At 38.3% G+C, this 22,979-nt stretch carries 26 protein-coding genes; 13 read left to right on the forward strand and 13 right to left on the reverse strand.

Annotated elements, in window-relative coordinates; translation table 11 throughout:
- Positions 1 to 242: 242 nt before the first annotated feature.
- From urtA to urtE, 5 genes are all read left to right on the forward strand, one after another.
- The gene (urtA, locus tag F938_RS21465) at positions 243 to 1,532 is read left to right on the forward strand and encodes an urea ABC transporter substrate-binding protein (protein WP_005035133.1); all 1,290 of its coding nucleotides are present in this window, start codon (positions 243 to 245) and stop codon (positions 1,530 to 1,532) included.
- Between the two features lie 97 nt (positions 1,533 to 1,629).
- The gene (urtB, locus tag F938_RS21470) at positions 1,630 to 3,279 is read left to right on the forward strand and encodes an urea ABC transporter permease subunit UrtB (protein ID WP_005035136.1); all 1,650 of its coding nucleotides are present in this window, start codon (positions 1,630 to 1,632) and stop codon (positions 3,277 to 3,279) included.
- A 4-nt stretch (positions 3,280 to 3,283) separates the two neighbouring features.
- On the forward strand, positions 3,284 to 4,354 hold the full coding sequence (gene urtC / locus F938_RS21475; RefSeq protein WP_005035138.1) for an urea ABC transporter permease subunit UrtC: 1,071 nt from the start codon (positions 3,284 to 3,286) through the stop codon (positions 4,352 to 4,354).
- Entirely contained in the window at positions 4,354 to 5,190 is an 837-nt protein-coding gene (gene urtD, locus F938_RS21480) for an urea ABC transporter ATP-binding protein UrtD (protein ID WP_004826035.1), read from the forward strand. The genes urtC and urtD overlap by 1 nt, the downstream gene beginning before the upstream one ends.
- A 13-nt stretch (positions 5,191 to 5,203) precedes the next feature.
- Positions 5,204 to 5,902, forward strand: a complete 699-nt coding sequence (gene urtE, locus F938_RS21485) for an urea ABC transporter ATP-binding subunit UrtE (protein ID WP_005035141.1) — start codon at positions 5,204 to 5,206, stop codon at positions 5,900 to 5,902.
- A 63-nt stretch (positions 5,903 to 5,965) separates the two neighbouring features.
- On the opposite strand, the gene F938_RS21490 is transcribed toward urtE, so the two are convergent.
- The 3 genes from F938_RS21490 to F938_RS21500 all read right to left on the reverse strand — a co-directional run bounded on the left by F938_RS21490 (position 5,966) and on the right by F938_RS21500 (position 8,221).
- On the reverse strand, positions 5,966 to 6,706 hold the full coding sequence (locus F938_RS21490; protein ID WP_005035144.1) for a hypothetical protein: 741 nt from the start codon (positions 6,704 to 6,706) through the stop codon (positions 5,966 to 5,968).
- Between the two features lie 162 nt (positions 6,707 to 6,868).
- Positions 6,869 to 7,387, reverse strand: coding sequence for a GNAT family N-acetyltransferase (locus F938_RS21495; RefSeq protein ID WP_005035146.1), 519 nt, complete (start codon positions 7,385 to 7,387; stop codon positions 6,869 to 6,871).
- Positions 7,388 to 7,498: 111 nt separating this feature from the next.
- Positions 7,499 to 8,221, reverse strand: a complete 723-nt coding sequence (locus F938_RS21500) for an outer membrane protein OmpK (RefSeq protein ID WP_004826043.1) — start codon at positions 8,219 to 8,221, stop codon at positions 7,499 to 7,501.
- 499 nt (positions 8,222 to 8,720) lie between these two features.
- Between F938_RS21500 and F938_RS21505 the strand changes: the two genes are divergently transcribed.
- The 4 genes from F938_RS21505 (at position 8,721) to F938_RS21520 (ending at position 11,388) form a co-directional block, all read left to right on the forward strand.
- Positions 8,721 to 9,074, forward strand: coding sequence for an HPF/RaiA family ribosome-associated protein (locus F938_RS21505; protein ID WP_004826046.1), 354 nt, complete (start codon positions 8,721 to 8,723; stop codon positions 9,072 to 9,074).
- Positions 9,075 to 9,250: 176 nt separating this feature from the next.
- Entirely contained in the window at positions 9,251 to 9,793 is a 543-nt protein-coding gene (locus F938_RS21510; protein ID WP_005035149.1) for an ankyrin repeat domain-containing protein, read from the forward strand.
- A gap of 15 nt (positions 9,794 to 9,808) precedes the next feature.
- The gene (locus F938_RS21515; protein ID WP_005035152.1) at positions 9,809 to 10,576 is read left to right on the forward strand and encodes a transporter; all 768 of its coding nucleotides are present in this window, start codon (positions 9,809 to 9,811) and stop codon (positions 10,574 to 10,576) included.
- A gap of 128 nt (positions 10,577 to 10,704) precedes the next feature.
- Positions 10,705 to 11,388: a glutathione S-transferase family protein gene (locus F938_RS21520; RefSeq protein WP_005035155.1), complete on the forward strand. Its 684-nt coding sequence runs from the start codon at positions 10,705 to 10,707 to the stop codon at positions 11,386 to 11,388.
- A 9-nt stretch (positions 11,389 to 11,397) separates the two neighbouring features.
- Here F938_RS21520 and F938_RS21525 read toward each other — a convergent pair whose 3' ends face one another.
- The 3 genes from F938_RS21525 to F938_RS21535 form a co-directional block, all read right to left on the reverse strand.
- Positions 11,398 to 12,585 carry a GGDEF domain-containing protein gene (locus F938_RS21525; RefSeq protein ID WP_005035157.1) on the reverse strand — a complete coding sequence of 396 codons (1,188 nt, stop codon included), beginning with the start codon at positions 12,583 to 12,585 and terminating at the stop codon, positions 11,398 to 11,400.
- 174 nt (positions 12,586 to 12,759) lie between these two features.
- Positions 12,760 to 13,365 (reverse strand): GGDEF domain-containing protein, encoded by a 606-nt coding sequence (locus F938_RS21530; RefSeq protein ID WP_005035160.1) that lies wholly within the window; start codon positions 13,363 to 13,365, stop codon positions 12,760 to 12,762.
- Between the two features lie 674 nt (positions 13,366 to 14,039).
- A complete protein-coding gene (locus tag F938_RS21535) occupies positions 14,040 to 14,948 on the reverse strand; it encodes an alpha/beta hydrolase (protein ID WP_004826058.1) in 909 nt (302 codons plus the stop codon).
- Between the two features lie 159 nt (positions 14,949 to 15,107).
- Here F938_RS21535 and F938_RS21540 point away from each other — a divergent pair, with 159 nt between their 5' ends.
- The gene (locus F938_RS21540) at positions 15,108 to 15,539 is read left to right on the forward strand and encodes a DUF2147 domain-containing protein (protein ID WP_004826060.1); all 432 of its coding nucleotides are present in this window, start codon (positions 15,108 to 15,110) and stop codon (positions 15,537 to 15,539) included.
- A gap of 71 nt (positions 15,540 to 15,610) precedes the next feature.
- Here the strand turns inward: F938_RS21540 and F938_RS21545 are convergent, their stop codons facing one another.
- Both F938_RS21545 and F938_RS21550 read right to left on the reverse strand, forming a co-directional pair.
- On the reverse strand, positions 15,611 to 15,967 hold the full coding sequence (locus F938_RS21545) for a Spx/MgsR family RNA polymerase-binding regulatory protein (RefSeq protein ID WP_004826062.1): 357 nt from the start codon (positions 15,965 to 15,967) through the stop codon (positions 15,611 to 15,613).
- 502 nt (positions 15,968 to 16,469) lie between these two features.
- Positions 16,470 to 17,288 (reverse strand): exodeoxyribonuclease III, encoded by an 819-nt coding sequence (locus F938_RS21550; RefSeq protein ID WP_004826064.1) that lies wholly within the window; start codon positions 17,286 to 17,288, stop codon positions 16,470 to 16,472.
- A gap of 40 nt (positions 17,289 to 17,328) precedes the next feature.
- Between F938_RS21550 and pyrE the strand changes: the two genes are divergently transcribed.
- Positions 17,329 to 17,979 (forward strand): orotate phosphoribosyltransferase, encoded by a 651-nt coding sequence (gene pyrE, locus F938_RS21555; RefSeq protein ID WP_004826066.1) that lies wholly within the window; start codon positions 17,329 to 17,331, stop codon positions 17,977 to 17,979.
- A 75-nt stretch (positions 17,980 to 18,054) separates the two neighbouring features.
- Positions 18,055 to 18,588, forward strand: coding sequence for a hypothetical protein (locus tag F938_RS21560; protein WP_004826067.1), 534 nt, complete (start codon positions 18,055 to 18,057; stop codon positions 18,586 to 18,588).
- A 190-nt stretch (positions 18,589 to 18,778) separates the two neighbouring features.
- Here F938_RS21560 and F938_RS21565 read toward each other — a convergent pair whose 3' ends face one another.
- From F938_RS21565 to F938_RS24845, 5 genes are read right to left on the reverse strand one after another with little or no spacing between them, the layout of a single operon-like run.
- Positions 18,779 to 19,498: a VanW family protein gene (locus F938_RS21565; protein ID WP_005035164.1), complete on the reverse strand. Its 720-nt coding sequence runs from the start codon at positions 19,496 to 19,498 to the stop codon at positions 18,779 to 18,781.
- 24 nt (positions 19,499 to 19,522) lie between these two features.
- Positions 19,523 to 20,218, reverse strand: coding sequence for a class I SAM-dependent DNA methyltransferase (locus tag F938_RS21570; protein WP_004826071.1), 696 nt, complete (start codon positions 20,216 to 20,218; stop codon positions 19,523 to 19,525).
- Positions 20,219 to 20,251: 33 nt separating this feature from the next.
- On the reverse strand, positions 20,252 to 20,443 hold the full coding sequence (locus tag F938_RS23465; protein ID WP_051084258.1) for a DUF3565 domain-containing protein: 192 nt from the start codon (positions 20,441 to 20,443) through the stop codon (positions 20,252 to 20,254).
- Positions 20,444 to 21,700 carry a transposase gene (locus tag F938_RS21575; RefSeq protein WP_005034183.1) on the reverse strand — a complete coding sequence of 419 codons (1,257 nt, stop codon included), beginning with the start codon at positions 21,698 to 21,700 and terminating at the stop codon, positions 20,444 to 20,446.
- The gene (locus tag F938_RS24845; protein WP_228129523.1) at positions 21,697 to 21,915 is read right to left on the reverse strand and encodes a hypothetical protein; all 219 of its coding nucleotides are present in this window, start codon (positions 21,913 to 21,915) and stop codon (positions 21,697 to 21,699) included. Before F938_RS24845 ends, F938_RS21575 begins: the two co-directional genes overlap by 4 nt.
- 92 nt (positions 21,916 to 22,007) lie before the next feature.
- Between F938_RS24845 and gshB the strand changes: the two genes are divergently transcribed.
- Positions 22,008 to 22,952: a glutathione synthase gene (gshB, locus tag F938_RS21585; RefSeq protein WP_005035167.1), complete on the forward strand. Its 945-nt coding sequence runs from the start codon at positions 22,008 to 22,010 to the stop codon at positions 22,950 to 22,952.
- The last annotated feature ends 27 nt before the right edge of the window (positions 22,953 to 22,979 follow it).

Consider the following 22,979-nt stretch of genomic DNA (forward strand, 5'->3'; position numbering starts at 1 on the left):
ATTTTTAGATTCGCTATCTCTCCTTTTCTATCCTATTGGATAGGTATTTGTAGAGCATAATTCATCTGCTTTAGAGAAAAAAATAGTACTGATAGTCTTATTAATTTTCAATATGTTATTGCTTTAAGAAAGCTATTCAAAAAAATTAAATTTTCCACTTGGCATAGAAATTGAATCCAGCCTGTTAGGTATAAACAAAATCATGCATTTAAAAATGCACCAAAAGGTTTGGAGAAAAAATCATGTTCCAACAAAAAATGTTTTCAAAAACACTGTTAGTTGCTGCAATGATGGGGAGCATGGTATTGACGGGGTGTTCAAAGCCTGCTGATAAAACTGACGCGAAACCCACTACCGCTGAAAACAAGGCACCTGCTGCAAGTGGCGACACGATCAAAGTGGGTATTTTACATTCACTGTCAGGAACTATGGCGATCTCAGAAACTTCGCTTAAAGACACGGCATTGATGGCAATCAATGAAATCAATGCAAGCGGTGGTGTGATGGGGAAAAAACTTGAACCTGTCGTGGTTGACCCAGCATCAGATTGGCCACTATTTGCTGAGAAAGCGCGTCAGTTGATTACCCAAGATAAGGTGGCGGTGATCTTTGGATGTTGGACATCCGTTTCACGTAAGTCGGTATTACCTGTTGTTGAAGAGCTCAATGGTTTGTTGTTCTATCCTGTGCAGTATGAGGGTCAAGAGCAATCTAAAAATATTTTCTATACAGGCGCCGCACCGAATCAACAAGCGATTCCAGCGGTTGAGTATTTGATGAGTGATGAAGGTGGAAAGGCGCAACGTTTTGTTCTGTTAGGTACGGACTATGTTTATCCACGCACCACCAACAAAATCTTGCGTGCATTCTTAAAGTCTAAAGGCGTCGCCGATGCAGACATTATGGAAGAATACACACCTTTTGGTCATAGTAACTATCAAACCATTGTTGGAAATATCAAAAAATTTGCTGCGGGTAAAAAAACCGCTGTGATCTCAACTATCAATGGCGATTCCAATGTGCCGTTTTATCGTGAATTGGGCAATCAGGGAATCAAAGCTTCGGATATTCCAGTGATGGCATTCTCAGTCGGAGAAGAGGAATTACGAGGTATTGATACCAAACCTTTGGTCGGGCATCTGGCATCGTGGAACTACTTCATGTCGGTGAAGAATCCAGTAAATGCAGAATTTATCAATAAAATGAAACAGTACGCAGTGGAATACAAACTACCGAATGCAAGCAAATTAGTCACCAATGATCCAATGGAAGCAACTTATGTCGGTATCCATATGTGGAAACAAGCCGTTGAAAAGGCTGGAACAACGGACGTGGATAAAGTGCGTGATGCAATGGCAGGTCAAACTTTCAAAGCCCCTTCTGGTTATACATTAAGCATGGATGCCACCAATCATCACTTACATAAGCCCGTCATGATTGGGCAAATTCGCGCCGATGGGCAGTTTGATGTGGTGTATAAGAGCCCTCAACCGATCAAAGCAGAGCCGTGGAGTCCGTATATTCCTAAATAGGCATTTTAAACCCCGAAGCTTGCTGTGTTTCAGCAAGCTTAACCCATGACCAAGATCTAGCGTCATTGTATTTCAACAAGAATAGGGGGAGTTGCGTATGTCGATCAGACTAAGTTTTGCAACACTTTTTTTTATGATTTCCCAGTTGTTCCTGATTCAAACTATTTCTGCTGAATCCTCACATACAGCGCCAATGGGAGCTGCATTAACCACACAAAAAGCTGCATCTCATGATGATGCAATTCAGCAATTTGTACGCGGAGATTTCGCCAGTCGCCGTGCAATGCTCAATCAATGGCCTGCCAGTATTGAACAACTTGACCAGTTGGTTGCTTATGTTGAAAAAGATCAACTCTACACCGATAGTTCAGGCAATACTTATTTGATGAAAGAGGGGGATAAATTATTCAGTTATCCCGATGAGCAAGCAATAACGGATTGGCCGGGTGATTTAAATCAAGTGACTTTGGTCAATACCCTACACAAAGCCTTGAGCTTTGCTCAAGCAAAAATCAAATTACAGTCTACAGATGTTTCACAGCGTCTTGCCGCGATTGATATTCTAGAAAACAACTTAGATGAGCTGGATATAAAAATGATCAATCAGCTTTATCTAGATGAAAACAATAATAAAGTCAAAGCACGTTTAGCACAGCTAAAGGCCAGAATGGATTTTAATAGCCCTGATACTTTGACCAAAATTCAAGCTGCAAAAACCTTAAAAGATTCTAATCGCCCTGATGTTTTAGCCATCGTTGAACAAGCGCTGACACAACCAAACTTAAACCCAGAATTAAAATCAGTATTGGTCAGTGCACAAAGCAGTATCAAAACACGAATCCAGGTCAGTGAATGGACTGGACATGTTTTTTCAGGTTTAAGTACGGCAAGTATTTTACTGCTTGCTGCTCTTGGGCTTGCGATTACCTATGGCTTACTGGGCGTCATCAACATGGCGCATGGTGAGTTGATCATGATCGGTGCTTACACCACTTATGTGGTGCAAAGCTTTTTTAAAACACATTTAGGTGCATATCTGGATTGGTATTTGATTGCTGCCATTCCTGCGGCTTTCCTTGTTAGTGCCTTGATTGGCATGTTGATAGAACGAACCGTGATTCGCCCTTTATATGGTCGTCAATTGGAAACATTATTGGCAACTTTTGGTGTAAGTCTCATCTTGATGCAATTGGTTCGAATGATCTTTGGTGCTCAGAATGTTGAAGTATCAAATATTTCATGGCTTTCAGGCGGTATTTCAATCACACCAAGTTTAATGCTGCCATACAACCGTATTGCGATTATCGTCTTTACCATTGCTGTACTGCTGTTACTGGTCTATCTACTCAATAAAACTCGGTTTGGCTTATTTGTTCGTGCAGTCACGCAAAATCGTCAAATGGCACGGGCTGTCGGGATTCGCTCGGCACGTATCGACATGATGGCATTTGGCTTAGGTTCAGGGCTTGCAGGACTTGCAGGCTGTGCTTTGGCACAAGTAGGTAATGTCGGTCCAGATTTGGGGCAAAACTACATTATTGATGCTTTCCTTGTCGTTGTGGTTGGTGGCGTCGGGCAGGTTTGGGGAGCAGTTTTGGCGGCGCTGGGACTTGGTGTCAGTGGAACAATTCTCGAAATCGGCATGGGTGCTGTGCTGGCTAAAATTATTCTCTTGGTGCTTGTGATTTTGTTTATTCAAAAACGTCCACAAGGTTTATTTGCCATCAAAGGTCGTTTTGTGGAGTAAATATATGAAAATCACTGCATTACTTTCAGATAAACCCTACAGTGCAATCGCGATCGCAATATGCTTTGCAGTGATGCTGATTTTACCGTGGTTCCATGTACTGCCACAGGATTCAAGTCTACATCTTTCAGCGTATTGGGTCACTTTGATTGGCAAAATCATGTGCTTGGCTTTGGTCGCACTGGCGTTGGATTTGGTGTGGGGTTATGCCGGCATTCTAAGTCTGGGGCATGGGCTTTACTTTGCTTTGGGCGGATATGCTTTTGGTATGTACTTGATGCGAGAGTCGGCAGGGGATCAACTTCCCGATTTTATGCGGTTTCTCAGTTGGACTGAATTGCCTTGGTATTGGGTTGGGACTCAACATTTTGTTTGGGCCTTGGTGTTGGTTGTTTTAGTCCCAGGTGTAATTGCCTTTATTTTCGGATTTTTTGCTTTTCGTTCCAAAATCAAAGGGGTGTATTTTTCAATTATTACCCAAGCCATGACCTTTGCAGCAGCATTGTTATTTTTCCGCAATGAGACAGGGTTTGGTGGCAACAATGGTTTTACTGGTTTCAAAACGATTCTCGGAATGGATATTACCTCCGCTTCTATGCGAGCTAGCTTATGCTTCCTGACGGCTGTGGTATTACTCCTGAGCTTTATAGGTTTACGCAGTTTAATGAATAAACCTTATGGTCGAGTACTGGGTGCGATCCGTGACAGTGAAAACCGTTTGCAATATCTAGGTTATCGAACACTTTGGTATAAGTTATCTGCATGGGTCATTTCAGCAGTTATTGCTGGAATTGCAGGTGCATTGTATGTACCGCAAGCAGGCATTATTAATCCAAGCGAAATGAACCCTGTCAATTCAATTGAAATGGCTGTCTGGGTTGCCGCAGGTGGACGGGGTACTCTGATTGGTCCGATTCTCGGTGCAGGATTAATTAATGGGGTAAAAACCTATTTTACAGTTGCCTATCCAGAAGCATGGTTATTGATTCTAGGTGCATTGTTTATTGTTGTGACTATTTTCCTCCCGAAAGGTGTGATCGGGTTATTTGAACGTTTCAAAAAAGGAGATCACTAATGTCAGCACTGTTATCAGACTTAGGTTTAAATGCTCAACATGGTGGTCAAATTGGTGAAGGTTACGGTCGCCCTAAAGCCGAAGGCGCCGATTTTAGCCATGGTATTGCACTGTATTTAGAAAAAGTCAGTGTGTGGTTTGATTCCTTTCGTGCCTTAAATGATTTGTCTCTTTATATTGAAGAAGGTGAATTACGCTGCATCATTGGTCCAAATGGTGCTGGCAAAACCACCTTGATGGATGTCATCACAGGCAAAACACGTCCAACAGAGGGTTCGGCTTTTTTTGGTCAAAACTATGATTTAGCCAAAATGAGTACCGAGCAAATTGCTGAAGCTGGGATTGGTCGTAAGTTTCAAAAACCGACTGTATTTGAAAATTTTACGGTCATGGAAAATCTGCTCCTTGCTGCACCTAAAGATAAAACGGTGAAAAAAAGTTTCTTCAGCAAATTAAGCCCTGATGCACAGTTGGCATTAGATGAATCTTTGCAGCAAATTCGTTTACAAGAGTTTATTCAAAAGCCAGCAGGTTTATTGTCACATGGGCAAAAGCAGTGGCTTGAAATCGGGATGCTATTAATGCAACGCCCAAAACTGATTCTGCTAGATGAGCCTGTTGCAGGCATGACCGATGCAGAAACCGAGCGTACTGCTGAATTATGTTTGGAGTTAAAAAAGAATCATACTTTGTTGGTGGTTGAACATGATATGAGCTTTATCGATACCATTAGTGAAAAAGTCACCGTGCTTGCACAAGGTGCAATACTCGCCGAAGGCACATTGGCAGAAGTTCAGGCGAATGAAGACGTGATTGAAAAGTATTTAGGGCGCTAAGGGGGGACGTATTATGTTGGAAGTTAAAAACATCAATCAATTTTATGGCGGAAGTCATATTCTCCGTGATGTTAGCCTCAATGCGCCAATCGGTGAATGCTCGGTGGTTTTGGGCAGAAATGGTGTAGGAAAAACCACCTTATTAAAATGTTTGATGGGGATCTTACCAATTAAGTCAGGACAGATTCTTCTAGATGGTCAAGATATTGCCAAAATGAATCCTGAACAACGGGTGAGAGCAGGGTTGGCTTATGTTCCACAAGGGCGGGATATTTTTTCTACGCTGACTGTGGAGGAAAATATTTTGATCGGCATGGCAAAATTTTCTGGCGCAAAAACCCGTAAAGTTCCTGAGCACTTATATGAAATTTTTCCAGTTCTCGATGAAATGAAACATCGCCGTGGGGGCGATTTATCAGGAGGACAGCAACAACAATTAGCCATCGCACGTGCTTTGGCTTCCGAACCTAAAGTGTTGATCTTAGATGAGCCTACGGAAGGTATTCAACCCTCAATTATCAAAGACATTGGACGAGTGATTCGAAAATTAGCGGATCGTGGAGAAATGGCGATTGTATTGGTCGAGCAATTTTATGATTTTGCTGAGGAGTTGGCGGATAATTATACGGTGATGGCACGTGGGCAGGTGGTGGCACAAGGTATTGGTGAAGAAATGCCTGAAAAGGGGATTCGAGATTTAGTTGCCATTTAACAAAATCTAGAAAACATTTTGCCCACCTCCCTAAGTGAAGAGAGGTGGGGATTAAGCCCTATATTATCGAGGTTCAACTTTCTGATAATAGCCCGTTGATGAAACATTCATACCAAAGCCACAATCGGTCTGTTCAGTTAATTGTTCCACTTCAATAAAATTTCCTAAAGACGGGCTATAAGTAAAATTGATGGCAATTCGACAATTTTTATAACGATAGCTTGCTTTCTTCGCTTGAAGAGGCATTTCTGTTTCAAACTCACCAATATTAGGACCATAAATTAGGCTTCGAGGTCCCATCCATAAACCAGTGAATTCGATGTGATATTTCTGATCACGCTTTTTAACATTAACCCGATTCCACTCACCAAAACCAGCATAACTGACATATTCTCCGGTAAAGTCACTATTTGCTTGAGGGACTGCTAACTTTTTTAAATTAAATTGACTGGTTTTTGTGGGTTTAATTTGAAACCATGCTCTTGCCCATAAGGGTTGATTGAGTTTGCTATAGGTTAAACCCACATTATTATTGGCAATGTCGATGTCATTGTCTGAAACTTGGACGCCAGTCTCTTCTTGACCAACCGACTGACAAAAATCGCTCCATGATGCTTGCTTTTGAAACTGATCAAGTGCCTTTTTATAGTTTTTCTGGTCGTAAAATTTTTGTCCCAATTTACGATATTGACTAAGTTTGGCACACCCTTGTTTGACATTTGGGTCAACATAGTCAGCAGCGTAACTTGATGTATGAAGGATCAGAGCCAATGGTGCCAGTAGGCTGATTATAATTTTATTCATAGATGCTCAGAAAGTAGGCAATATTATTCATTGTTATACAACAGATTTTGGAAAAGCCAAAAACAAAATGTGTGATTTTTCATCTTGAATTAACATCCAATTCTAATCAAGCGCTTTGGCTATAGAGATATATTTAATTTGCAAGAAACTTATTTTTTAATTTCACATGCTTAATGCTTCATCAAAATTAAGTTGCATCCACACCAAATCACGCCACATGCCAAATTTCTGACCAACCTGAGGCATATAGCCAGTTTGGATGAATCCGAGTTGCTGATGTAGATAGATTGATGCTGCATTTTCGTGATCGATTGCAGCAACCATGACATGTATGCCTTGTTGTTGTGCATGTTCAATGAGTTTGATCATGAGGCGTTTACCCAGTCCTTGCCGTGCATAGCTTGGATCAATATAAACAGAATGCTCTACAGTTTGTTTATAGCCATTGATTGCTCTGAAACTCGCATAATCGGCATAACCTGCAATCGCGTGAGTAGAGGTTTCTTCTGCCACAAACACGGGGAATCGATTTTGTTCCAGTTCTAAAAACCATTGTTGATAATCTTCTAAGGTTTTTAATTGACTATTCCAAGTGGCTAAACCTGTTTTAATTTCTTGATTATAAATATGCATGATCTCAGTCAGGTCTGAGGTTTTCGCAGGGCGGATCTGAAAATTCATGAATGTCGATCAAAAGAAAATTTGTCTGTTTATTTTAAAAAGATTTATTTTTAAGGGCAATAAAAAAGCAAGGTTGAACCCCTGCTTTTTTATCAATACCTAGACGATCAATTAAAAGTGATATTTCACAAGTGCGCTGACGTTATTTTCATCTTTGCCAGGAACGCCATATTTGTTATGCCATACAGAATGTTCAACACCAAGATATAGGCGAGTATCTGGAGAAATGTGTTTACCAGCATTCCATTTCCATTGTGTTGTCCAGTTTAATTCACTTGAGTGAGCAACTTGATCTTTTTCTGCAGTTGACCAATCTAGGAAACCATCTACTAAGAATTCTTCAGAAGCAATTTTGAATGGAATTCCATAAGTGAATGTCAATTGATAGTCATCTTCTTGGATTTCGTTATTGGCACGGTAGAAGTTTAATTGTGCATATTGGAAATATGGAATCGCTAAATCTACGCCAACACCATAGAGGTAGTTGTTCATATCTTTACCACCTTCCCAAGTGGTTGCGATCAATACATCTTTGATTGGACCAAGTTCAAGTTTTTTCCCTGAAACTGCACCTAAACTGAGGCGTGGTGAAACTTCAAAATAAGTGTCTGATTGACCACCACTGTTAGTACGGTCTGCAAATGCAAAAAAATCGCCGTATTTTAGCTTTGCTGCATACTCAAACGTAATTGTAGATTGTTTTTCATCTGGCGTTAATTCATAGTTTTCACCATAAAGACCGGTAATACTAAAATCTTGCCAAACTGGCGCAGCTTGAGCCATAGTTGCAGTTGAAGCGATTGCACAAATCGCAGCGAGATGTGTAAGTTTCATGAAAAATCTTTCCCCCAAGAAAAGCGCTTCAAGGATACAGATTCCGCGATAAAAATAAAGCTAAAAATAGATGGAATGTAAATAAATATGTAAACATCAAGTAGGGAAGTGTGTTGAAAAAGTGAATCTAAAAATAAATTAGAAAATGAACTTTTATATTCACGCAATCATCATCCTTTTATATAGAGTTGATTAATTTACTCAGGATTAATGCTAAAAAATTTAAAAAAATCATTAAATTATAAAGTAAAGTAACAAGATGTCATTTTTCATATTGTTTTCATAAAAAAGTTAAAAATCCGCTTGCATATTTTTCAATATAGCCTGATATTGAAGATATAAGAACACCTATCTGCAGATCATTAAAAGTGTTCATCTTTGCAATAGAGGAGTTAAGGTTCCAATTTATTGAAGGTGAAAAGCTGTTTTAAACAGTAGGCTTTGAATGAGCCAAAAATATAAGTTTTGCACTGTTTTAGATGAAAAAAGAGGTTTTTTTATGAATATTGAAATCCGTACAGATAAAAATATTAGAAATAGTGATCGTTTAATTACTTATGTACGCGACGAGCTAAATCAAGAATTCCAACGTCATAGTGAGCGTATTACCCAATTTTCAGTTCATATCAGTGATGAAAATGGGGACAAAGGTGGGGATGATGATATTCAATGTATGATCGAAGTGAAAGCAGCAGGTCTAAAACCGGTGGTGGTAAAACATCGAGCTAAAAATATAGATCTCTCGTTACATGGTGCGATCGATCGCGTAAAACGTAGCTTAGAGCATGTTTTGGAGAAAACTGAAAATCCACGTGGTGGTAAGTTAGAACTTGCAGATGCGGATGAAGCATGAGTAGAAAAAAGGCCTTAGGGCCTTTTTTTATGAATCAAAACAAAAAATGCGATGCACTTTGTCATAAGTTAACAATAAATGCCATTTAAACCAAAAAAATGAAGTATTAAATTTTTTCAAAGCTATTTTTAAAATATTCGTCATAATGTTGATAGGAATAGAATAGTGAGATCAAAATGTTATCAGCACAACAACAAGTCTTTATACAGGCTTTAGAAGATTTAGACCTTGCTCAAGTGAAACGTTTGCTCGCAGATGGGTTTGACCCTAACTTTATGGAGCCAGAAAAAGGTCCAGCAGTATCTATCTGGTCAGATGGATTATTTAAATGGTGGGAAAAAATCTGTGATGCTTATGAAGCAGGGCAGCCCCTAAGTGCGGAACAAAAAGCTCAAGATTTACAACCACATTTAGACATTTTAAATGCTTTGATTGATGCTAAAGCAAATTTTTATTTATGGGATGCAGAAGAGTGTTATGGTCCTTTATGGGATGCAGCAAGCGCAGCGTGTGTGCCGGTAATTCAAAAGCTGTTAGATCATAAAGTTGATCCTAATACCAAAGATGATGAAGGTAAAACCATTTTGTCATCGATCAGTGATTTGTTTTTTGATTGTGAATTTGATCAAATAGATTGGTCTCAGGCTTTACCTGAAGAGAAAGAATCTTTAGAGTTACTACGTAGTCGCGGTGCGAAAATGTCCAAAGAATTACCTTAAATTTTGAGTCTTCATATGGCAATTTTAAATAGAATCACATTAGCCCTTGCTTCGAGCCTAAGTATAAGCGCAATGGCAGCAGAATTTTCTTTTGATCGTCCTGGATCAGGTTTTGGAACAGGAATTACTCCAGTAGGTCAGTTGGCTTGGGAGCAAGGTCTACCAAGTGCAACCTACACTGAAACCCGAGTAGATGGCGCAAAAGCAAAAACTGTAACCCTCAATGGCGATATGCTACTTCGTACAGGTTTAACCTCAAGTATGGAATTGCAGTTAGGTTGGCAAGGTCCAGCTTGGACACAAACCAAGTATAGAGGCGTGAAAGACGATGACTCTGGTTTGGGTGATGTTTCTATTGGGATTAAAAAAGCCATTGATTTAAAAGATGATAAGTTGTCTATGGCGATCTTGGCAAAAGCATTGATTGCAACGGGCAATGAAGGTTTTTCTGAAGAAGACGATATTTACAGTATTGGAACATCTTTAGCTTACCAGTATAACGATTTGGTTAATACGGGTATCACTATGGACTATGCGGTGCAAGATGGTCATTGGTCAGTCACAGCTATTCCTACAATAGGCTATAAAATTGCAGGCAATCTTTCAGGTTTTTCTGAATTCGTTTATTCAAAAACTGAAAGCAAAAATTATGAATATGGTCTAGGTTCAGGTTTGATCTATGCTGTGAATGAACGCACTCAGCTTGATGGCAGTGTCGGTGTTGATTTAAACGGTCGCGATCGTAGCTATAAAGCAGGTTTTGGTATTTCCTATTTATTCTAAACCAGACCATTCAGAAAAAAGGAGCAGTTAAACTGCTCCTTTTTTTGTTGCCGAGTTTTTATGCTTTTAGATAGGCAAAAACTTGGTTATGCTCTTTTTAAAATGTAAATAAATAGAGGAGGATAAAAATGTTAGAACTCTTTATTGGTGATAAAAACTATTCAACTTGGTCTATGCGTCCTTGGCTTGTGATTCAACATTTTAACATTCCGTTCAAGGAGCGTTTAATCCCGTTTGATCACTTCGACATGGATAGTCAATTTAAGCAAAGTATTTTAAAAATTAATCCTACAGGCAAAGTGCCTGCTCTGGTTGATGATGGCTTTTTAATTTGGGACTCCTTGGCGATTTGTGAATATCTTGCTGAGAAGTTTCCTGAAAAACAGTTATGGCCACAAGAGATCAAACAGCGCGCACGGGCTCGGTCGATGTCTGCGGAGATGCACAGTAGCTTTACTGCGCTACGCAGTACATGTGGTATGAATATTGATGCGGATTTAAAAGATATTGGTTTAAAACTTTGGCAAGATCATCCAGCGCTACAGCAAGATGTGCATCGTATTGTACAACTGTGGTCGGAACGTCCACAGTTGGATGGTTTCTTATGTGGGGAGCATTTTAGTATTGTGGATGCATTTTATGCGCCAGTGGTAATGCGTTTTATGACCTATGGAATTCCTGTAACAGACAACAGTGAACGCTATATTCAAAAAATGTTGACTGTACCAGCGGTGCAACAATGGATTGCTGAAGCACAGGCTGAGTTTAGATTTGTGGCATGTGAAGAACAATATCGAACATTGTCTGACTAAATACCAAAGTTAAGCGATTTCATTGATCGGCGCGTGATACAAGTGCACTTGATTACGCCCAGATTGTTTTGCGCGATATAATGCTTTGTCTGCCAGATGAATAATTTTACTGATATTGTCATCATCTATAGAGGTGGCAATCCCGAAACTTGCAGTCAGTTGCACATAATGATGATCAAGTGACTCAATGACTTGATTTTGGATCGCCAATCGACAACGTTCAGCAAATGCTTGAGCGCTGTCCAATGTGGTGTCAGGTAAAGCAATAATAAATTCTTCACCACCATACCGCGCCACGATATCGGAATGGCGAATTTGTGAAGAGAGCAGTTTGGCAACTTGGCATAATGCTTCATCACCAAAGTGGTGCCCATATAAGTCATTGATATCTTTAAAATGATCAATATCAATTAAAATAATGGCATAGTGGGTTTTTTTGCTTTGCATTGCATCGAGTTTTTCATTAAAAAAACGACGATTATATAAATTGGTGAGTGGATCCGTTTCGCTGAGTTTTTTGATTAAAGACTCTCTATGTCGCCACTGTGACAATAAAATTTCACATAAAATTAAACACACCATTAAAATGGGGATAATAAAATACAACATCGTTCCTACCCAGAACAGATTGTCATGACGATTATTCTCTAATATGCGTATGCTAAAGATGGGTGCATAAGGAATGATGTGCCAATAGGTAAAGAACATCATTGAAATATAAATCACTAGGGCCGTGATGAGTTGAATATAAATAATTTTTCGATTGAATAAAATGAGCCCCAAACCTGAAATACACACGAATGCAAATACTGTTGCAGGGCTATAAATTCCGACTAAAAAACCATCAGTGAGCATTAACATAATAAAAATACTGATGACGATATGGGGTAAGATGGTGTTCGCCCATGTTTTATGTTGGAAAAAATAACAAAATAGGATCAGAAAAAAAAGCAGTAGTGTTGAACCAAGATTGACCATCAACTGCGATTGAATCAAGCTGATATTGACCCATTGCCAAGTTTCTGGGGTCAAAAGGATAAAAACTTTCCATGCAATCCAGGAGAGATGCAGCGCCATAGTGAGGATGAGAATCAGAATACACTTATGCAAACTGCTCCAATTCATAATGATGTTTGAATCAAATTGTGTTTTCAGTTTTTTAAAAAAAAGATTAATGCCTAAATTTGATTCTGCCATCCATATTTATTCCTCTATTCTGTTAGTCAGTCATCATTGTATATTGATCACATTTTCTAAATTATAATGACTAAAATTTATGTTAACAAAACATTATTATGCATGATTTGTTAAAAATTTTTTATAAAAATACACACATTAAAAACAGTGCTTCGATGATTTAAAAACGTTTTGTTAAGATTGAACTCCTGTACTTGAATAAAATTGATGGCGATTGTTTTTTGCCATGTAGAGTGCTTCATCAGCCTGTTGTAAGACTGTACTGCTCATACTGTCTCGCCCCGAGACGGAGACACCACAACTGGTTTTAAGCGACAGGACTTTGTTGTTAATTTTAAACTCATGATTGTTAATCAAATCTGTTAAACGCAATGCAATTTGTTGCGCTTGCGTTTGATTGACATCACTTAAAATTAAAATAAATTCGGACTCACTATAGCGACCGATCAAGTCTGTTTCACGGATATTTTGTGATAGTTCATTAGCAATCGCAGCCAAAGCTTTATTTGCTGTCTTTAAATTATATTGAGTTTTAATCGTATTTAAATTATCGACGCTCAGCAAAATAATCCCATAATAAGATTCACTTTGTGGGTGCAATTCTTTTAAATAGCTATTAATGGCAAATTGGTTATATATGCCTGTTTGTGAGTCAATTTCTAAATCATGATTGACTTGGTTTTTGTGAATAAGCTTGGCAATAAAAGAGTGTTTCAACACTTGATTGAATAATGAGTGAATTTTACGCCGTCTTTCAGAATAAATTTTATTACGCATCATTTAATCCATCCGTGCTTGGATTTTTATTGTGTGATTCTGAGAATGTAGCAATTTATTCAGCCAAACTCAAATTTAAGTTGATGTAAATAATTGATGAATATAAACATAATTTATAAAAGGGTGACTAATTTTGCAGTAAAATTTAACAATATAGTCAAACCATCTGATTATTGATACGAGTAATTTGATTTCAATCATGCATATTCAATATATTTCAGGCTTTTATAAAAATTATTAGAAGCGTTTAGAAATTCATTTATTTTTGTATTTTTGAATCATAGATGGTCTTTCTATCGAGAGAAGGCATGGATATCGCCATGTTGTGTGGGGGATATAAAAAAACAAAGCACTGCTTTGTTTGCAGCGCAAGAATATGGTTAAACAAAAAATGGTTGAGCAATGAGTCTCATTACCTACGCAAATCTATTTAAACTCTAAATATAAAGCATGGCAATGAAAACTTTAAATCATTCAATAATATATTCATCGCATTGGTTGTATTGATCAATAGAAATTATATTTTTACTGTATACTTTTTTAAGCAGATTGACGATAAAAATAGTGTTGAAGCTGTTTGGGTAAGGCTTAAATTTCGTGATTGATATAAATAAAAAAAACAACAGTGAATTCTGCATATTCTCTGTTGTTTTTGGTCTGAGGCAGGGGTTTAAGGGTTAATCTTGATCAATTTTATGTGCAAATTCTGCGAGATCTGCTAAAGATTGCTTTGCTTCCTCAAACCATGGGCTAAACATCTGAAAATTGTGCCACATGCCGGTGTAGAGTTTGTAATTAACCTGAACATTTGCTTCTTTGGCTTTTTCTTCAAAACGTTGTGCATCCGAAAGCAAAATTTCTTTGGAACCAATTTGTACAAGTGTTGGAGGAAGACCTTCAAAATCGCCAAAAATTGGGGATAGCGCTGGCAAAGAACGATCTAGATGTTTCGGAACATAAAAATCAATGCCAGATTCAAGCGCTTCTATAGACAGCAGTGCATCATGCTTTTGGTTATAACGCAAAGACTCTCCTGTGAGCGTTAAGTCTAGAAATGGAGACATCAGGATTAATGCGCTTGGAAGTTGTTGTTTATTTTCTGCTTTAATTCTTAACGCTAATGCCAGAGCTAAATTTGCACCACAAGAATCACCTGAAATGATGATGTCTTTGGGTTGAATGCCTTGATCCAAAAGTTGTTGATAAACATCATAAATGGCGTCACCCGCTTCAGGGAACTTATTCTCAGGTGCGAGAGGATAATCCAGATGTAGCACTTGCATTTGTGTTCGTGCTGCAACTTCGGAAAGAAAAGCACGATGCGTTTTAAGCGATCCTACAAAAAAAGCGCCACCATGGATATGTAGAATCATTTGAGTTGATTGTGCTTGAGGTTTGATCTCTTCTGCTCGAATCCCTGCAATCCGTAAAGGACGTATTTGTACATCTTTACGTTGTGGGAAAACGCGTGCAAGTTGCTCTATCGCAAAGCGCGCTGTAGCAGGAGGAAGATTAAAGCGACTTGGAAATTTGAAGCTGGATTTAAGAATAGATTCTGTAAGATATTGTTTCAGGGCTGAGTTCATCTTCACGTTTATTCCATATTGTTAAATTTTCGACTTTATTTTTGTTGATTTACCAACATTTGTTACAAGGGTACACTATATAGTCACATAGAAGAATTGCTTAATTGACGCAAGTTTTTGATACTATAGATTGTCAATTAGACTAGGGAAAACAAAACAATGAAAAAAATTGTACTCGCATTAGGCGTATTATCGGCAACAGTTCTTGCAAACGCTGCAGATCCACTCAATGGAACAGTTTGGAAAACAATTGATGATACGACGAAACAACCAAAGGCAATTGTAAAATTCACTGAACAAAAAAATGGAACATTGACGGCAACGATCCAAAGTGTTTTAACACCAGGTGAAGAAAACTCGTGCAGCAAATGTGAAGGACCTTATCACAATAAATCATTGAAAGGCGTGACCATTGTTCACGGACTACAAAATGTCGGTGGTAAGAGTTATGACAATGGTACGATTCTTGATCCTAAAAATGGCAAAACCTATAAACTGAAAGGCGAACTCGCTGGGAATCAATTAAAGTTACGTGGCTATATGGGCATCTCGGCTTTAGGTCGTAACCAAACATGGGTACGTGCAAACTAAGACGGACGTTTCTATCATCTAAAAAAGCCTGATCAATCGATCAGGCTTTTTTATAGTTTAGCGTAGAACGTTTATACAGCAGTTTTTAAGGCTCTAATTTGGTCTTCATCATAACCCACCACAAATTGACCATTCTGTTCAATCACAGGACGTTTAATTAAACTGGTATGGGTTGTGAGTGCATCAATTAAATTTTGATCACTGGATAAGGCAAGCTGTTGCTCTTGTTCACTGAGTTTTTTCCATGTTGTCCCCTTTTTATTCAGCACCACATCTTTTCCTAAGCGATCTAGCCATAACTGAACCGTATCTTTGTCGATACCTTGCTTCTTATAATCATGAAACTCATAACTCAAGCCAAGTGTTGTGAGCAAATCAAAAGCTTTCTTCATTGAGTTACAATTTTTGATCCCGTAAATTTTCAACATGTCTTAACCTAACTTACAATTGTGTGATTTAACTGAAAGAGTAACAAAATTGTCGATCTAGACTGTATAGAATAGATAAAATATTTTAAAGCAGAGGGTGTTCTGTCATAAAAAATTAATATAGTAGGATTAATCTTTTGATTAAGTTGGCATGAGATCGACTGAGATAAAAGATTTTTAAAATAACTCAAAAACAAAAAAGCAAAAATAAAAAAGAGAAAACCCGCATCTAATCATCCTGATTATGCGGGTCTCATTACAACGTCCAATGTCACATCCTTGCAAAATAAATATTCAACATATTTATTTCTTTTCGTCCTACGGCGTCCTATCCCTTTGCTGTCATCCTGACAATGTCCCTGTGCCGTGGAAGGTATAATGCGCTTATTGCAGTGAAGAAAATATACGATAACACGACAAATTTTGTAGGTTTTTACCGCATATTCAGTGCACACTTGTAAACTTATTGAGTGGATTTTGAATAAAAACCACTCAAATTGGCTTAAATTTTGTAGTCAATGACCACTGGAGCATGGTCGCTATACCATTCATCTTTATACACCCAAGCATTGACGGTACGCTCTTTCCAGTCAGGTGAGCAAGCATGATAATCAATTCGCCACCCGACATTTTTTGCCCGAGCTTGTCCGCGATTGGACCACCAAGAATATAGTTCAGCTTCTTTACGTACTTCTCGGAAGGTGTCGACATAACCTAAATCATCATAAATATGATCAAGCCAAGCACGTTCATGAGGTAAGCAACCCGAAGATTTTTGATTACCCGACCAATTTTTAATGTCGATACGTTTATGCACAATATTGTAATCACCACAAACAATGATTGATCTGTCTTCATCACGCCATTGTTTTAAAATTTTTGCATATTCTTCTAAGAAATGGTCTTTACGCGCCTGAGCTTCATCACCAGATGAACCTGAAGGGAGATACAATGAGCAAATTTGTACTGGTTTATCTAAACCAAGATCAAATTCAGCTTGGATAAAGCGACCTTGACTGTCTGCAAGCTCAAAACCTAGACCATTGCTGATCGATTTAAAAGGCAAACGACTATAGATTGCAGTACCTGCATAACCTGATTTTTGCGCAGGAAACAGATGGGTAAACCAACCCTCTGGTTTAAATTTATCTGTCCATTGCTCGTGTGTAATGCGGCTTTCTTGGATACAGATTACGTCGGCATCCGACTTTTCCATCCATTCGAGTAAGCCTTTGGTGACGGATGAACGTAAGCCATTTACGTTAATTGAGACAACTCTTAAAATTTTTTGATCACTTGGATAGCTACTCTTTGGTATCATGCGCAGTCATAACCTCAATGTATGAATTTTGGAGCACCTCATGTCAACGCCAGCTCAGTTTAACCCACAAGCTTTTATCGAACTCGCATTATCACGTGGTGTGCTTAAATTTGGTGAGTTTACTTTAAAATCAGGTCGTGTGAGCCCTTATTTTTTTAATGCAGGTTTACTCAACGATGGTGAAGCATTATCGCTTTTAGCTCAAGGTTATGCAGATAAATTAACACAATGTAACAACGTCGAAGTAATTTTTGGACCAGCGTATAAGGGGATTCCTTTCGTTGCTGCGACTGCTGTAGCGCTATCTCAAGTTCACAATCAGAGTGTACCTTGGGGGTTCAATCGCAAAGAAGCAAAAGATCATGGTGAAGGTGGTGTTTTGGTGGGTGCTTCAGTTGAAGGCAAAAAAGTTTGGATTATTGATGATGTGATTACCGCAGGTACTGCGATTCGTGAAGTTGTCACGATTCTTAAAAATGCAGGTGCAACAATTGCAGGTGTATTGGTTGCACTTGATCGCCAAGAAAAAGGTCAAGGTCAGTTGTCTGCGATTCAAGAAGTTCAGAAAGAGCTTGAGATCCCAGTTCATGCTTTAATTACCATGAAAGACTTGATGGATTATCTGGATGCGAAAGGCGACAAAGATGCTTTAGCGAAAATGGAAGCTTACCGTGTGAAATATGGTATATAAGCTGAAAAATTAGATAAGATAAGGAGCATCAGCTCCTTATTTTTATGGTCAATGAAGGATTAGGTACCATATTCAATGTTAATTCTTGTGATAATCGTTGTTGTGGCTGTATTAGGCATTATTTTTGCCAAACAGATCGACCAACGACGCTGGCAACGATACCAATTTGAAAGAGATATTTATTTTCGACAATATCCTTTTCAGTGGAAAGGTTTAGAACAGTTTGAACTGGTTCTAAATATCAATGCGCAAGCGCAAAAAAAATTGATCAACCAACTGATGTTAAGACCGTCAAATGACAGCTATATCAGAAAATCATCCATACAGCGTGAACCAGAATATCCAAGACAACATTATACGATCAAAGTGATGGTACAAGATTTCACGATTGGCTATTTAGAAACAAAATACGCTGAATTATTCGGAGCGAGTCTCGATCAAACGGATTTTGAAATTGGTCGCCCAATTGAATTAAATGCTGAAATTATTGTTTTTGAAAGGGATAATGAAGTTTCCTGTCGTGTAAAACTAGATTTGCCTCGTAATCCAAAAACTGCATATCAATATTTAATTGAAAATAACCAACAACAATTTAAAGAAAAAAATTAAAAATAAAAACAGAGGAAAAGAAGCATCGGGCTGTGACTACGACAGTCCTGCATCACGCTCTTTAATTTGAAACAAGATTTTTTTGATCAACGCAAGGATTTCTATCTGTGTGATTAAGCTCGCACATAGCCTCTCACTGCTTGTAAGGCTCTATTTCGCACAGATAAAGTGTTGGCATGAGCTAGAGAGATTATCTCTCATCATCCATATGTGAATTGAGCAAATAAATACTTTGAACAATATGTTTCTGATTTTGAAAGGTATGGGCGACACGGTGTGTCTGAAACTCTTCAATGGTGAAGTTTAATGTGTATTCTTGAATAACGTCTAAACTCACCAAGTGCGTGATCAATTGATTGTGTTGTCTTAAAACTTGGATTTGAAGAGGAATGTTGAGATTGTTTTGAAACTGCAAATCCTTGTATCCATAGACCACAGTGGCATCACTGCCTAAAGGTGTAAAACGTTCATGTTCTTGATAAATATCTATAGAATGTGAATGCCTTTCTACAATCACTAAACCAGCTTTTAATGCACTGATATAGAGTGAAGACGAAATTTGGCAAATTCCACCTCCAAGATCTTCTGAAATGACCCCATTCACTAGATTGCGTCCTGCTTTATAGCCATTTTTTAAGGTGGGTGCTTTCACCAAATGCCAAAATGAAAAAATCTGCTGTGGTTGAATGATCACGCCATTTAAGGTTTGGATGGCAAGATCAATATTGTGGATTTTATTTGAGAAATAAGCATTCGATTTGATTTCCTGCGACGTTGAAATTTGGTATTCCGATAGCCATAAATTTTGTTGTGTCAACGCAAAATTTGCTGAGGAAAATAGATGTTCTCGGCTATACCTTCGCAACTGCTGATAACGTAATTTCCATGATTTAGGTAAATATTTTTTCATGTAGAGTTATGCTAGTGGGTGAGGTTAAAGAGAGGATTGTTTTTCTAAAACAACAACCAAGTAAGACGCATATTCTTTTAAAAATGAACGGCAGAATAGATTATCCAAGCTTCTGAATAGTGGACGCAAGCGTTTGGGAATACGATGAATGGGGAAGAATAAGAACCCCTGACTGGCAATCAATTTCCACTGGGTGCCTGCAATTTTTTCAATTTCCGACAAAGTCATTTGATGTCCTGCATGCCAGTTTTCTTGTTGGTGTTTGACCACTTGTCTACGCTTGGCGGAAGGAAAGTCAAAAATAAGCTGACCTTTTGATTTTAATTTTTGATGTGCCTCATTTAAAAATTGGATGGTGGTTGCATGATCTTGATGCATGATCACATGAAAGCTATAGATGGCGTTTAAGCGATGGTTAGCTATTGGTATTTCAGTTAAACGACCTTCGAGCAAGTCTTTGTTTGGATATTTTGCTTTAGCAACTTTAAGCATTTCAGGGCTAAAATCCACGCCATAATGGGCATAATCCAATAAACGACCTGTACCACAACCCAGATCCATACACTGCTCAGGTGGTATGGTTTTAAGTATTCGATTGAGAAAATCTCGTTCCTGTTGGTCTAAATACTGCCCATAACTGTTGTTAAAACGATTGTTGTCATAGTCTTCAGCGAGTTTGTTGTAGTAGGTTTTTATTTCTAATTCAGAATGATTCGACATGGGTAGCTCTTTTTATTCGGCGAATAAATTAATTTATAAACTATTTTTGGGGAAATCACACTGTTTACAATCTATAGGCGTTGCAATTTTTTCCTGACGACCTTGTGCACTCATCACCCAAGGTCGATTTTGCCAAGGCGGAAGATGGCGCATATGTTGGCGGTGCCCCATATGCGCCGAGTTAAGCCATAATAACTCTTCAATTATTTGAATTTCATCATAAATTCATTTGATCATAAACTGTAATTTCCGCTTTCGCCTGCGTTCTGACAGGCTATAAAGTATATCCTCTGTAAATTCAGAGCGCATCGGAAACAATGCCATCAAACCTGCTTTAACTTGATTTTGTATTAGAGTGAGTGGTCGCCAAAGACTTAACGGACGTTCATTCCAAAACTCAAATAAAGTTGTATGCGGAAATTTTTGCACAATCAATTTTTCTAATAAGACCGCATAGAGTAACTTACCCAATAAATAAACCTCTGCAAGCATACTTCCTTTCTTAGCGCGTAACTTATCAATATTTAATATACTTTTCAGTCGTTTAAATGCTATTTCAATCTGCCAACGTGCTTGGTAAATATTCTTGATTTGTTCTGCCGAAAGACGTGTTGGTGGCAAAGTACTGATGATCAACATCCAATTAGCCAAATACAATGTGATCGCTTTTGGTGGGTTCTTTGCACACCTTTTACTGGATTGCCTCTTAATTTTTCGACGTACTTGCTCTGCGTCTGCTTCACTTCTAGGAAATGCATGAATATATACTTTGTAGTATTTTTGCTCTGTTTTCGTTCCTCCTATCATCCAAGCTTCTATCACTTGCGGTTGATTAGAATTTTGATTTAATTTTTCTTGCCAATCTATTTGTTTGAACTCTATATGATCGTTTTTTATTATTTTTTCATAAGTCAGCATCGAATTTGGGTTGTACCGAATCACTATTTCTACCCCCATATCAACAACAGGAAGGATGGTTTTTGTGCGACTGTAGCCACGATCGGCAATCACCACATCTCCTTTCTCAAACCTATGATGTTGTAAACTTTCTGCGACTTTACGAGTACTGAGTACAACTTCAAGTAAAGATAAATTCCATAAGTCCATTGCTGTATGTAAGCGATATGTCGCTCCATCTGCACCGCGTTCTTGGATGCTTGTACTATCAACGATTACAAAACGTAAGCTGTCGTCACTTTGTCGGTGTGTGATTTTAAACATATGAATTATGAGTGATTTAATCCAGTTTATGCTCTTACATAATCGTTCTTTAATCGCATCATCGGACAGACGACCATATGTTTGAGCAAACACGCCTGCACAGCTTTTCAATGATAAATCGTGTACACAATACAACATGATAATTTGAAAAAGTTCTTCAGGGCTTTTGATTTTTCTAATGCGTTGAAATGCTTCATGTTGGTAAGCGAGTTCGGAAAAATGAGTAGGAAGGGCTTGCATTAATTGTTCAAATACATTCATGATTGTGACTTAATGATGGTTGTTGGTAAATATTCACAGTAAGAGGTTAATATCTGCCACACCATCATCACAAATTTATTAATGTTTTCCAATGCTTTAACTCTTAACTCGGCGCATATGTGGCGGTGCCCACAAGAAAGCAAAGCAACATAATGATATTCTTCATCTATTTCAAAACCAAGGATAGTTTGCAACATTTTGATGGTCTTATTCACAATTATTGCCAATAGTTTAGCGAAATTTCGAAAAAGAACGGCATAATCTCCGCTATACTGCATGCAATCCAAAAATTTATCAGAGTATCAAAATGCGTGTACTTGTTGTGATGGATCCCATCGAAAGTGTAAACCTCAAAAAAGACTCAACTATGGCGATGCTGTGGGCTGCATCACGTCGTGGACATGAATTGGGTTATGCATTGCAACAAGATTTATATATTGATCAAGGCAAAGCATTTGGTTTGATTTCACCCCTTAAAGTTTTTGAAGACTACAGTCATTATTATGAGTTGGGTGAAAAAACCAAAGAGTCTATCGCTGCTTATGATGTGGTGTTGATGCGTAAAGACCCACCTTTTGACATGAACTTTGTTTATACCACGTATATTTTAGAGCAGGCAGAACGGGAAGGTGCGTGGATCATCAACAAACCACAAAGTTTACGTGACTGCAATGAAAAACTTTTCGCAACACAATTTCCTGATTTACAAGTACCAACCTTAGTCAGCTCACAACAGCGTTTAATTCGTGAATTCTTAAAGGAACATGGTGATGTGATCGTTAAGCCTTTAGATGGTATGGGGGGAATGGGGATTTTTCGTTTATACCAAGATGGGGTAAACATTGGTTCAACCATCGAAATTTTAACTGAAAATGGTACACAACCGATTATGGCGCAACGCTACATTCCTGAAATTGTAGAGGGCGATAAACGCATTTTAATGATCAATGGTGAACCAGTACCTTATTGTTTGGCGCGTATTCCACAAAATGGCGAAGTACGCGGAAATTTAGCTGCTGGCGGTTTAGGTGAAGCGCGTCCATTAACAGAAAATGATAAAGCCATTGCTGCAAAAGTTGGTCCATTTTTAAAAGCAAAAGGTCTGGTCTTTGTTGGCTTGGATGTGATTGGTAATTATGTTACTGAGATCAATGTGACCAGCCCAACCTGTATCCGTGAGATCGATACTCAATTTGGTACTTCAATCGCAGATGATCTGTTTGATGTACTGGAGGCGGGTAAATCTGCTTAAACATCATATTTAGTGGAATGACATTTT

Origin of the sequence: Acinetobacter bereziniae LMG 1003 = CIP 70.12, assembly GCF_000368925.1 — a bacterium.
Taxonomy (GTDB): Bacteria; Pseudomonadota; Gammaproteobacteria; order Pseudomonadales; family Moraxellaceae; genus Acinetobacter; species Acinetobacter bereziniae.